10 protein-coding genes and 1 pseudogene are annotated in these 12,215 nt (G+C 33.5%); 7 read left to right on the top strand and 4 right to left on the bottom strand.

Annotation, left to right across the window (positions count from 1 at the left end):
- The first annotated feature begins 15 nt into the window (after nucleotides 1–15).
- The 7 genes from FG390_RS11750 to FG390_RS11720 all read left to right on the top strand — a co-directional run bounded on the left by FG390_RS11750 (nucleotide 16) and on the right by FG390_RS11720 (nucleotide 9,538).
- Nucleotides 16–564 (top strand): recombinase family protein, encoded by a 549-nt coding sequence (locus FG390_RS11750; protein WP_141191234.1) that lies wholly within the window; start codon nucleotides 16–18, stop codon nucleotides 562–564.
- A gap of 151 nt (nucleotides 565–715) precedes the next feature.
- Nucleotides 716–2,536 carry a type I restriction-modification system subunit M gene (locus tag FG390_RS11745; protein ID WP_181406485.1) on the top strand — a complete coding sequence of 607 codons (1,821 nt, stop codon included), beginning with the start codon at nucleotides 716–718 and terminating at the stop codon, nucleotides 2,534–2,536.
- The gene (locus FG390_RS11740; protein ID WP_141191232.1) at nucleotides 2,520–3,893 is read left to right on the top strand and encodes a restriction endonuclease subunit S; all 1,374 of its coding nucleotides are present in this window, start codon (nucleotides 2,520–2,522) and stop codon (nucleotides 3,891–3,893) included. The genes FG390_RS11745 and FG390_RS11740 overlap by 17 nt, the downstream gene beginning before the upstream one ends.
- Before the next feature lie 449 nt (nucleotides 3,894–4,342).
- Nucleotides 4,343–5,512: an ABC-three component system protein gene (locus FG390_RS11735; protein ID WP_141191231.1), complete on the top strand. Its 1,170-nt coding sequence runs from the start codon at nucleotides 4,343–4,345 to the stop codon at nucleotides 5,510–5,512.
- Nucleotides 5,509–6,024, top strand: a complete 516-nt coding sequence (locus FG390_RS11730; protein ID WP_258311663.1) for a three component ABC system middle component — start codon at nucleotides 5,509–5,511, stop codon at nucleotides 6,022–6,024. Before FG390_RS11735 ends, FG390_RS11730 begins: the two co-directional genes overlap by 4 nt.
- The gene (locus FG390_RS11725) at nucleotides 6,021–8,210 is read left to right on the top strand and encodes a DUF3732 domain-containing protein (protein ID WP_141191230.1); all 2,190 of its coding nucleotides are present in this window, start codon (nucleotides 6,021–6,023) and stop codon (nucleotides 8,208–8,210) included. The genes FG390_RS11730 and FG390_RS11725 overlap by 4 nt, the downstream gene beginning before the upstream one ends.
- A 551-nt stretch (nucleotides 8,211–8,761) precedes the next feature.
- Complete coding sequence (locus tag FG390_RS11720) at nucleotides 8,762–9,538, top strand: hypothetical protein (protein WP_141191229.1); 777 nt, start codon at nucleotides 8,762–8,764, stop codon at nucleotides 9,536–9,538.
- Between the two features lie 464 nt (nucleotides 9,539–10,002).
- Here the strand turns inward: FG390_RS11720 and FG390_RS15830 are convergent, their stop codons facing one another.
- The 4 genes and pseudogenes from FG390_RS15830 to FG390_RS15825 form a co-directional block, all read right to left on the bottom strand.
- On the bottom strand, nucleotides 10,003–10,149 hold the full coding sequence (locus FG390_RS15830) for a hypothetical protein (RefSeq protein WP_181406484.1): 147 nt from the start codon (nucleotides 10,147–10,149) through the stop codon (nucleotides 10,003–10,005).
- Nucleotides 10,150–10,276: 127 nt separating this feature from the next.
- Nucleotides 10,277–10,498: a DUF3006 domain-containing protein gene (locus FG390_RS11715; RefSeq protein WP_141191228.1), complete on the bottom strand. Its 222-nt coding sequence runs from the start codon at nucleotides 10,496–10,498 to the stop codon at nucleotides 10,277–10,279.
- Nucleotide 10,499: 1 nt separating this feature from the next.
- Nucleotides 10,500–11,342 carry a ComEC/Rec2 family competence protein gene (locus FG390_RS11710; RefSeq protein ID WP_141191227.1) on the bottom strand — a complete coding sequence of 281 codons (843 nt, stop codon included), beginning with the start codon at nucleotides 11,340–11,342 and terminating at the stop codon, nucleotides 10,500–10,502.
- A 608-nt stretch (nucleotides 11,343–11,950) separates the two neighbouring features.
- Nucleotides 11,951–12,215: pseudogene (locus FG390_RS15825) on the bottom strand (IS110 family transposase); the annotation flags it as partial.

Below are 12,215 nucleotides of genomic sequence, written 5' to 3'. Positions count from 1 at the left end.
TTAAAGGTGATACATATGAAGATAGGATATGCGAGGGTTAGTACACACGAGCAATCTTTAGATTTACAATTAGATGCTTTGGAAAAAGCAGGATGTAAAAAAATATATCAAGAGAAAATGAGTGGAATGAAAGACGATAGACCTCAATTAAACCGATTAATTGAGTACGCTAGAGAAGGAGATGTAATAGTTGTTTATAAACTCGACCGACTTGGTCGTTCTACAAAGAGATTAATTGAGTTATCTCAAGAGCTTCAAGAACGAGGTATTGAATTAGTAAGTATAAGAGATAGCATTGATACTACTACAGCAGTTGGCAAAGCAATGTTTAAAATGTTGGCTGTATTAGCTGAAATGGAACGTGACTTAATCTCCGAACGAACTAGAGCAGGTCTAGAGAGTGCCAGAGCAAGAGGTAGGAAAGGTGGAAGACCTAAGAAGGATAGCAGTAAAGTAGAACAGGCTTTAATATTGTATGATACAAAGAAATACACAGTTAAAGAAATAGAAAATATGACAGGAGTGTCTAAAGCTACTATATATAGAAGAATGAGGACAAATTAAAAAGGTAAAGTGAGAATTGTAGTAAAATTAGAGAATTAATGGTAACGATGTCTAATTATATTATAGTAAAAATGGATTATATGATAAAATTTTAATATAAAAAGCTAATTTTCATTGCAAGATGATAAAAATAGAAACGAGGATTATTGATATGACAGAAGTTTTAAAGGATGGATATATTATCGATTATATCTCTGGTCTGCAAATTAAAGGAACACCAGAGGAAATTCAGGCTACACAAGTTTTTGCCAAAAGGCTCGTAGAAGAATATGAATATGAAATAGGACAAATTCAGACCAGACCCCAATACTATGTAAGAAAGACTCCATCTGATGAAGTAAAAGAATACCCTATAGATATCGGTATCTTTAATGGTAGTAGTCGAGCAGAAAGTGATTTAATAGGAGTAGTTGAATGTAAAAAAGAATCTCGAAAAGATGGAATTGAGCAGTTAAAACTTTATATGGATATGTGCAGTACAGTTAAATGGGGAGTATGGTTTAATGGAAAAGAACAAATTAATTTAGAAAAAAGGAAGATTGATGGGGATATAATCTATTCTGAAATTCCAAATATCCCTAAAAAGGGTCAGAGGATTGAAGATATTGGTAAATACAAAAGAAAAGATTTAAAACCTGCAAAAAATCTAAAAGTACATTTTAAGGTTATTAATAATTACCTTTATGGAAATATGAAACAGCAGGATACATCAACAAGAAATAGAGCAAAACAAATAATCAATCTTCTCTTTTGTAAAATATACGATGAACAATATACTGGTTTAGAAGAAGAAGTTTCCTTCAGAGCAGGTGTACATGAAGATAAAGGTATAGTAAAAACTAGAATTGTAAATTTATTTAATGAAGTTAAGAGAAGATATAGTGATGTTTTTGAAGCAGAGGAAACTATTGATTTAAACCCAGGCTCTATTGTCTTTTTTGTTGGTCAATTACAGGAGTTATGTATTACTGAATCTGAGAGAGATGTAATTGGTGATGCCTTTGAAGTCTTTGTTTCCCAAGCGTTAAAAGGTGATGAAGGTCAATTTTTTACACCAAGAAATGTTATAAGAATGATTGTTGAGATTGTAGACCCAGATGAAAATACTATGGTAATTGACCCATCATGTGGTACAGGGGGATTCTTAATAGAATCATTAAGATATGTTTGGAATAAGATTGACGAAAAGGCAGTGAAACTTGGTTGGTCTGAGAGAAGGATTGATGAAGAAAAGCAGTATGTAGCAACTAGCTATTTTAGAGGAATTGACAAGGATTCATTTGTAGCTAAAGTAACTAAAGCATACATGGCTATAATTGGTGATGGAAGAGGTGGAATATTCTGCGAGAATAGTCTTGAACCAGTTAAAAATTGGAGTAGTAAGTGTCAAGATAAAATTGATTTAGGTAAATTTGACTTAGTGCTAACTAACCCTCCATTTGGGTCAAAAATCCCGATAAAAGAAGAAGAGATACTTAAACAATTCAATTTGGGTTATAAGTGGAAATTTGATAAAAAGGAGGATACTTGGGAGAAACAAAATATATTGAATAATAAGGGCAAAACTAAGGGAGTTGCACCTCAAATTTTATTTATTGAGAGATGTATTCAATTTTTAAAAATTGGTGGAAAACTAGGTATTGTCTTACCTGATGGGATATATGGTAATGACAAATTAGGATATATCCGACAATTTATTAAAAATAATATGAAAATATTAGCGATAATTGATATCCCAAAAGAAACATTTCAACCAAATACTTCAACTAAGACAACTGTTCTAATTGCAGAAAAAATTAAGGAAGGTATTGATATACCTGAAGAACATAATGTATTTATGGCGATTTGTGAAACTTGTGGTCATAATAGAAGAGGAGAATTGATTGATGAGGATGATATATCATTAGTAAGTTCTCTATATAAAAAGGAAGTTAAATCATGGGGAGAGAGAAGTAATGCTAAAAACGATTAGGATTAAACATAGTGAACTTGAAAACCACCTCTACCCAAATTTATATAGATTTAAAAAGAAGATAAAAGAATTTTCAGCAAGAGATGATATAACTTCATTTAGTCTAGGAGATAAAGGTGTAATTAAAGTATTAACAGATGGGGAACACGCTGGTCAAGTTTTTGTTGAATCAGGAGCAAAGTTTATTAAAAACTCGGCAGTTAAAAGGTACGTAATAAGTGAATACGATGGGTTCTATATCACCCATGAGAAAAATAATCTATTACAACGTTCACAATTAGAATTACATGATGTACTTTTTACAACGATAGGAAAATATTTAGGTGTATCAGCTGTTGTAAATGAAAGTTTAGTCGGTGCTAATATAAACCAAAATGTAGTTAGATTAAGAATAGATAACAGTTTAGTAAGTCCTCAATATTTATCTCTTTATCTAAATTCAAAAGTAGCGAGATACCAAATTGACACTCTATTTACTGGAAATACACATCCTATTCTTACTTATCCGAAAATCAAATCGCTTAAAGTATTTATTAAGGACAAAACAATACATGATGAGATTACTACAAATATTATATTAGCAGAAAAATATGCTTTAGATGGTTTAAAAAACATAGATAAAGCGAGGGAAGAATTAGTAAAATCATTAGATATTGATTTTACTAAAATCCCCAATAAACTAAATTACAGAATCAAACAATCTGATATTAAAAATAATGATATAATCACACCGGAATATTATAGACCATTGTATGTTAATACGATTGAAGCGATTAAAGAAAAACACGATTGGAAAACTCTTGGTTCAGTAGCTTCTTTTAAATCTGGTGATGAAGTTGGATCAGGGAATTATAAACTTTATTTGGATAAGCAAGAAAATGATGTATCATTTATTCGTACTACAGATATTCTAAATTATGAAGTGGATAGATATCCTGATTTTTATGTAGAAAATGAGATTTACCAAAACCTTGACCAAGCTATTGAACCTAACGAAATCCTATTTTCAAAAGATGGAAAGATTGGATTAGTTGCGTTAACAACAAAGTCTGATAAGTGTATAGTCGGGAGTGGAATCCTAAGAATTATTGCTGACACTAATAAAATCGACCCATATTATCTTTTTACGGCACTTTCAGTGAAACAAATTGGTTTATACCAAGCAAAACAAAGAACTGTAATTGCTTCTACTTTGCCACATTTAAGAATGGATAGAATTTCAGATTTTATTATACCTCTCGTACCGAACCAAGATAATATAATAAATCTTGCTAAAAAAGGTTTTGAGTTAAAAGAGAAAAGTAAACAGTTGATAGATAAATCAAGGAAATTACTTGATGATAGCCTAGAATTATAAAAAATGGAACATTTTAATAGACGTAAAAAGACCTGAAATATACAAGTCTTTTTTACGTCTATTAATCATATTTTAATAAAGATTTTATTTTCAAATCTTATTATGTTCTTTGGTGATATTCGGTGAACCGTATCATAAGTAAATTAGGTTTATGTACTATCTTCGCTGTCTATTTGAGCAGCTTCCCAATTTGGATACGACAGAAGAAAAACCCTTGGACCAATAACTGCCTTGGTCAATAACACTTCCTGTAACTTGCATAGCCTTTAACAAGTTACCTAAATAATACTCCAAGTCCCGACCTTCTGAAAGGTGGGGACTTTTTGACGTTTTACTTTCCAAGGGTCTTAAAGTATGTGCAATTTGTGTCTAAGAAAAAGTAAAAAGGAGGAAATTACAATGAAAATGTCGAAATTACTACAAGAGTCCTAGATTGGTAGGTGATAAAAATGGCTATAGACCATTCTGCTTCAGGTCAGGCATTAGGATATATGTATCAATTTGACCGCGCAACCTATAGACTATTTCAATCAGAAGTCGATGTAATTGAAATAGGGATTGAGGATATAGATGATGTCAGTATTCACAAAGTTAGTGGAAAGGAAATACATGAACAAGACAAATCAACCGTAAATACGGGATCACCTTTGTCAGACCGGAGTGTAGCATTATGGAAAACATTACATATATGGGCTGAATTAGTTGTGAAAAACCCGACAATCCTTAATAATGTGGAGTTTCATTTAGTGACAAATGGAACTTTATCGAAAAAATGTCTTGCTCGGAGTATAAATGATACCGTAGATGAAAAGTCTTCAAAAGTCGTATGCGATGAATTACGCATTATGATCACAACACTAAGAGAAGATTTGGTTCCATATGGTAGTACGTTAAGCAAATTAAGTAATAAATTATTAAGGGACATGTTAACAAAAATCTCTGTATTCGATAATATGTGCCCTAAATTTGGAGGTAACCTTGAAGAAATTCAAGCTATTCGAGTGTTTGACCCTGAGATAAAAGTAAGTCTTTTTGACCAGATGGGTGGATGGGTAAAGAGGAAGATAAGGGAATTAGTTCAAACCGGACACCAGCCAAGAATAAGACGGGAAGATTTTGATAAAGAGCTTAAGGGGCTAGTGAGAAGGGTGTCAGTAGCACGTTTATCGGCGCTCGTAGTACCTTTTGATTCAAATGTTGATATTAGCAAATATGAGTCACATGGTTTTGTTAAACAACTAGATTGGATAAATATTGATGAGGATTCAATAAAGGAAGCTATTTTGGATTATATCCATGCACAAGATACAAGGATTATCTGGACCGATAAAAATGTGGTTTCGGAAACTGCACTTACGCTATACGAAAGAGATCTCAAAAAATCATGGGCAACCGCACGAAGAAGAGCACTTAGGCAGTCACTTGAGACAGATGAACTTAAAGGCCAGGAATGTTTAGACTTAACGGTGGAGCAGGATAGTTATATTCATAATGAAATTTTGCCAAAGACCATTACTTGCGGTAACTTTCATGCACTAGCGCATTTTACCGAAAAGCAGGAACCTGCTATTGGTTGGCACCCACAATTTAAATCATTATCGAAAGGAATATCTGAATGATGATGGGAACATTACTTCGTGAATACGAGATAATGCAAAATCCTGCACTTGGGGCAAATGCACTTTGGGCATTCTCACAAGGTTTTTTATCTAGGCAGTCAGAAAACAAGAGGTTGCTAACACTATGGCATTTAGTTAGTATTCTCCCTCTTGTTTATCAAGAAACTAGCAGGAAAATGATCTTAAAGAGGAGAGAAGCTTCCGGTTTGCGATCTATCTTGGATCGTGACATAAAAAATTCTATAGCCCAAAACGAAGCAGTTTTTGATATTAATTCACGATTGCAGGCTATGGAGGAAAGGACATTTCGCTCTTTAAATATAGCAATTACGTCTAAGTTAATATCTCTTGAAGATGGTTATTTCTCTTCCTCACTACCATTCAAGCTTCCTAAGAATGTTTCAGTTGAAACTAAAGAAGTATTGAAGGCAGCATATAAGCTAGGGATATGGGCAGGAGGAATGTCTGATTTTGAATATTTGAGTGTGTTAGGGGTTGAGCCTTTAAAATGAACTTTTCAATATTGAAGTTAATTATTTGGTCGAAAAAAGTGGATAAAGCCCCTCGAGTTTTAAAATTTAAACCTGGGGCAATTAACTATATAACAGGTTCTAGTCGCAGTGGGAAATCCGCGATTATCGAAGTAATAGATTATTGCCTAGGATCAGGAGGTTGTTCAATTCCTAAAATCGGTCCGATACGGAGATACTCATCTTGGTATGGACTGTTATTAAGTACAGCCGAAGGGGAAAAATTGTTCGCAAGACGAGATCCGCTAGAACAGGCTTCAACAGATGATTATTTTATCGTAGAAGGAAGTCCTATTACTATTCCGGATATTCCTGAGAAAAATGCTAATCGTGATCATGCAAAGGGAATATTAGAAAGACTTGCCCAGATTCCACGGTCGAATTCAGACTTTAACGAATCAGGTAGTGGTTACAAAGGAAGAGCATCTATTTCGGATATGACTGCGTTTATGTTTCAGCCACAAAGGATTGTTGCAAATAATGAGACTATGTTTTTTGAAGCAGACATTGAAGAGCATGCCAGAAAGCTTAGAGAAATATTTCCTCTTGTATTAGGGGTTGTAGATGCTGAGACATTGATCAAACAACATCTGCTCCAAGAAGTAAGAAGAATAATCGAACGTAAACAGCGTCAATTGGAAGCATTGAAAATTAATATTGAAAATTTCTCTGGGGAAGTAAGAGGGAGATACATTGCAGCAAGTCAGTATGGGCTAATCCCCGCATTAAGTATCAAAGACACAAATACAAAGGTTTTGTTCGAAAGACTTAAAAATTTGGTCTCGACGTGGAAATCTGACAACAATTACTGGGACGCAGATGGACATGATTTAAATACTGGACGACTTTCATCTTTGCGTGAAGAGGAAAGTACCCTTCAGGCAGAAATAATGACTTTACGTGTTAGGCTCACTCAATTGAAAGAGTTATCCTTAGCTAGAGCCACCTCAGAAAGAAATATTTTAAGACAAAAAGATCGGCTTTCTTCTACCTCTTGGCTTGTTGAAAAATTGGTATCTCAACATGAATGCCCATTATGTGGTAATGAGTCCAATACCCATACTAAAGAACTTACGAAACTAGTTGAAACAACTAAAAAAGTTGAGGCTCAATGGAAAGCAATTGAGCTTGTTCCTCCCATGTTAGATGCTGAAGAAGTAGAACTACGAAAACAAATATCTGCTAAGGAATTAAAGCTACGACAAGTAAAGGCTGAACGTGAATACTTACAGGAAGAAACGGAAGAAATGCAAGCCACAAAGGAACAACGTGCGATGTACATTGGACGCCTCACGGAGTTTATTAACCTACATGAATCTTTGAATGATGAGGGTACATTTGCAAATGAAATAGCCACATTGAAAGAGGAGGAGGCTGAGTTGTTAAAGTCTGTAAATTTTCAAGCTTTCGCACAAAGGAAAGAAACTGCTTTGTTTAAGTTTTCAAGATTTGCAGGTCATTATGGGAACATTTTGGATTTGGAAACGGGGGACGACTTAATTCAACTCGATACCAACAAATTGTCAATACGAGTGATAGATGATAAAGGTAGAGCGGCTTGGATGCGTGAGATTGGTAGTGGTGCTAACTGGCTAGGTTATCATATTGCGACATTATTATCGTTACATGAATTGTTTATTAGTCAGGATATACCATATGTTCCGAGTCTTTTAGCAATTGATCAACCAAGTCAAACTCATTTTCCGGATAGAACTGATTCAGATTCTGAGTATGAAGAGCTTCATGCCGTAAATAAGGTATTCAAAGCTCTTTCTTCCGGTATTAAAAGAACAAATGGAAAACTACAAGTAATTGTTAGTGAGCATGCGGGTAAAGATGTTATCGGTGATCTTGAGAATGTGAATATCGTAGAGAGATGGCGTTATGGAAGGAAATTGATACCTTGGCACTGGAATGATGAGATGCCAATTGAATTGCTAGGCGAGAATTCAAATGGACAATTTGCAGCAGAAGACTTGCTTGAAACAATAATTAAACCAACATTTGTTAGAGAGATTGGGTATCAAGAAGGAAAGATAGAAATAATTGATGCTATCTTTGAAGAAAAGGGTCTTTCGTTTAATGCTCAATTATTAGGTGATAAAAAAGTGCTTTTTTCAGGACTCATTGATTTTGATTTAAATGTTAAACTAGAATTAACAATGTAAAAACAAAACAGTCCGTCACTGTAATAAGTGGTGGACTGTTAATATTGATATTATCTCATTGTATGACACCAATATTGTGGAACCAGCTGTCTTGAGAAAGGGCATGATACAACGCAGTTTTCCAATAATTAAGGTGTTTCTGTTTACAGCTTTCAAGCACTGTCCAAAAATTGCTTACTTACAGCAACCGATCCTGCAGAGTGATATAGCTTATAAAATATTTGTTTAGTGTCTGCAAGTTCAGTAGCAGCTTGTATGCTATACAATCTAAATAGTTCAAGTGTTTCAAAATGATTTTTAACGATTAGATAATGGAATCCCAATGTTTAAGTGGGTCAACATAGTAATCCAAATGATGGCTTAACAGGGTAGTCACATTTCGAGGCTGATACTCTTCGCTTCGCAAGAAAGCGGTTTAGGAAAAGCGTAATTCAGACTAACACTCAGCACCACAACTTGCATCATGGTCCAGTTATGCGACTTTTATGTCGGTAATGGTTTGGATTTACTCGAACGTAATTCATTTTCATCAAACCTGAAAGGACTATACAATGAATACATTACATGATTCTCTGTTAATCAAAGAAGGATACCTAGCTTCAACTTCAATTGGATATGGTCTCACTTCTCTAAAAAAGGCGGGTATTCAATCAAAGGGTGAGTATTATCAAGCATTCTTTCTATTAAGTATTGGACTAGAAAGGATGATGAAATTAATAATAATCCAAAATCATAGAGGGAAAAATAATTATACGTTTCCTGATAATAAGACTATGCGGTCCTATAGTCACAATTTGTTGGAACTATTTAATTCTGTTGTAGAATTTACGACAGACAAAAAGTTGCTAAAAAATGTTGAAATATCTATGAAACTTTTGAAATTCTTATCTGAATTTGCCATGAGTGATCGTTATTATAATATAGACTATCTAACAGGACGGAGAATGACAGAAGATCCACTAATTCAATGGGCTAATATCCAAGATGAATTACTGAATAGGTATGTAAGTACAATAAAAAAAAGAAAGAAGAAAAATGATTGTCTGAAAGAAATTTTGAATGAAAATAGTTATGTTATTGTGTATAGTGAAAAGAATAAGTTAGTAAAGGATGCAAAAGAATTAATTGAAGAAACTGATAAGGCTCAATTGGTTCAAGGTTATGCCGTTTATTACTTACTTCAAATTATCAGAGTGCTGGCGACAATTATTGAAGATATCGAATATGAATACAATTTATATCCTTGTTTAAGAGAGCTTTTTGAACATTACAATTATGATTATAGTAAAGCAGAAATAATCAATAAAAAGAAGTGGACCATTAGCTAAATCGGCTTTGGTTTAAACTTATCGAGGTAGGGTTTAAGGTGAACCTTATAATAAGTAAATGAGGTTTTTTTAAACAGGGACTGTCTAAGGCGTAGTTTTTTAACAAAACCTTGAAGAGATAAAAACCAAAGAATGATGTGTATTAAGATTCTTTGGTTTTCATTTTTGCTACCTTTGTTATTAAACTGGCTTTATGAGATAGCTCCTATATTTGATTATTATATTTTTTGGTAATTTCCGTACCTGGCACCACCCGAAGTTATTATTTTACACATTTTGTTTCTTTTCTTCTTTCTTCTTTGATTTTAAATATTTATAGAATACTTCTCATGGGATTTGAAGCTTTTTACATTCTATCCAAATAGGGAGGTAATTTCCTACCAATTTTCATCATTTCGTTAGCAACCACTCCTTATATTATTTACATAAAAAAATCCCTTCATTATTGAAGGGAGAAGGTTATATTATACTTGTAATTCAAGACTCTCATTAATAATCGCGACTTCGTTATGTTCTCCACGTTCATCTGTATAATGCATAGCAAAATAATCAATCACCATGTCTGGATTCTCGATGATCTTCTTAATTTCTTCATACCAATCTTCTTTCATACAAATCACTCCTTATAATTAGATTATATAAATAATTCTGTAAATGCAAAAAGAAACCCTGCTACATTTAGCAGAGTTCACTAATTTGATGAATTTAAGAAAGAAACTAGACACAAGAGAGAACTAGTTAATCTTCCCAGACATCATCCATTAATTCTTTTATTTCCCTTTCAAGATTTTCTGTTTCTTCTCTATCGATTCTAACTTTGTCACCGTCAATATAGACAACATGACCAACCTCGATATCTTTTGGAAATATAGAGCGAGGAAAATCTTGAGTGTCATCACCATTCTTAATTTCAACTACGACAATATCCTTTTCAAAGCGATCTACGATTCCCTTAATCATATTATTTCACCGTTCTTATGCTTAATTTCGTCCCTGTGGAAGTTACAATTATATTATGACTTTTATCGGTACGATAAATTTTTGCATGAACTGAATTTAACCTTTTGAGTACATCACTAGTAGGATGCCCGTAAGAATTCTTTCCTACACTTATTATCGCATAGTTTGGACGTGCTTTCTTTAGAAAATTTGTATTAGATGAATATTTAGAACCATGGTGACCAACTTTTAGTACATCAATATCAGGTACTAGTCTTTTTGATAACATGTCATTTTCAGAAGCTTTTTCAGCATCACCTGTGAATAAGAATGACTTTTTATTGTGTTTCAACAAAAGTACACCACTCCAGTTATTCGTATCTGATTTTGAATATGATCGAACCGGAGCAATGAATTTAGCTGATGTTTTCTTATCTTTAATAGGAATAGTTACTCCAGTTTTAGCAGTTTTGATGGTAAGGTGTTTTTTCTTAACTGCTAAGAGAAAGTTTTTATATGTAATTGTATTATTAGAAACTTTCGGCGCATAAACACTTTTTACATTAAAATAGCGTATAACTTGTTCTAAACCACCGATATGATCCGCATCAGGATGGGTTGCAATTATGGCGTTTAATGTTTTAACTTTTTGTTTCTTTAAATAATTTATAACTGTTGATCCTTGACTTTTTTTACCACCATCGATAAGAAAATTTTCTCCACTTGGAGTTTTTATTAAGGCAGAGTCACCTTGACCAACATTAATAAAATGGACTGTTAAATTACTGATTGCAAAACTTGCTTGTGGGATTACAAGCAGTGAAAATAATAAAAATAGACTGATTAATATTTTTTGTAGTTTCATAAACAAATTCCCCTCCAAACCTTATTTTATATTAATTGTAAAAAATAGATAGGAGGTAATTATAGTTTTGTTATGAAAAATAATACGTATCCCTATAATATCAATCATCAAACGAATGAATTACGTCAAGAAGTATGGACTATCGTCAATGGTGAAGGGGTTGTTTGCTATTTCTGAAATTAAACTGTAATCTATAAGGGGCGCAATCTACTGTCACCACCCGAAGTTTGTTGAATATTGTCGAAGTGCCAGCGTATAATGGTAAATAAGTCAAGGGTTAAATTCCCTTAAAAAAGACCGACCTTAACTAATACTCTCAATTCCATTTTTTTGAAGAGTACATCTATCACAGAACAGGATAAAGAACGTCTCTAGAACGTGAAAAGGATCTTGGATTTTCATCCTACAGGGATACCACCTAGCAAGTATAAACTTAAATTTTCACGTATTATTCGTATTTGTAGGACAAGATCCATTTCGCTGACACTCGAGGTCATATGCCTCAGGCACGATGAAACAATGTGATCTAACGTCCTAGGGACGTTCTTATTTTTAAAATCAAAAGCTTTATATTTCCAACTATTTGTTCACTAATTAATCTACATTTTTTAAGCTGATGGACAGATTGTTGATAATAAGGTATATCGATCGTAAAATCTTTGCACGCTGTGCTTGTGCAACTTCTTTTTCAATTCATTTAACAACACATAGTCTTCCCGATTGGTCTGATACAATGTTTGATTTCGTATCATGGCAAAAGCTAGACGGATCATACGATTCCCTAAAGCGACATAGGCCTGGCGAGGATGTTTTCCACGCTCTTTTAATTCGAGATATCTCTTTTTCATTTCTGGATTATTTATAGCTAGAGAC

Origin of the sequence: Terrilactibacillus laevilacticus, from assembly GCF_006517395.1 — a bacterium.
GTDB classification, from domain to species: domain Bacteria; phylum Bacillota; class Bacilli; order Bacillales; family Sporolactobacillaceae; genus Terrilactibacillus; species Terrilactibacillus laevilacticus.
This window is presented reverse-complemented; position numbering and strand designations above follow the sequence as displayed.

Coding starts and splice junctions, on each gene's coding strand:
- FG390_RS11750 (WP_141191234.1), top strand. CDS start 16: ATGAAGATAGGATATGCGAGGGTTAGTACACACGAGCAATCTTTAGAT.
- FG390_RS11745 (WP_181406485.1), top strand. CDS start 716: ATGACAGAAGTTTTAAAGGATGGATATATTATCGATTATATCTCTGGT.
- FG390_RS11740 (WP_141191232.1), top strand. CDS start 2,520: ATGCTAAAAACGATTAGGATTAAACATAGTGAACTTGAAAACCACCTC.
- FG390_RS11735 (WP_141191231.1), top strand. CDS start 4,343: ATGGCTATAGACCATTCTGCTTCAGGTCAGGCATTAGGATATATGTAT.
- FG390_RS11730 (WP_258311663.1), top strand. CDS start 5,509: ATGATGATGGGAACATTACTTCGTGAATACGAGATAATGCAAAATCCT.
- FG390_RS11725 (WP_141191230.1), top strand. CDS start 6,021: ATGAACTTTTCAATATTGAAGTTAATTATTTGGTCGAAAAAAGTGGAT.
- FG390_RS11720 (WP_141191229.1), top strand. CDS start 8,762: ATGAATACATTACATGATTCTCTGTTAATCAAAGAAGGATACCTAGCT.
- FG390_RS15830 (WP_181406484.1), bottom strand. CDS start 10,149: ATGAAAGAAGATTGGTATGAAGAAATTAAGAAGATCATCGAGAATCCA.
- FG390_RS11715 (WP_141191228.1), bottom strand. CDS start 10,498: ATGATTAAGGGAATCGTAGATCGCTTTGAAAAGGATATTGTCGTAGTT.
- FG390_RS11710 (WP_141191227.1), bottom strand. CDS start 11,342: ATGAAACTACAAAAAATATTAATCAGTCTATTTTTATTATTTTCACTG.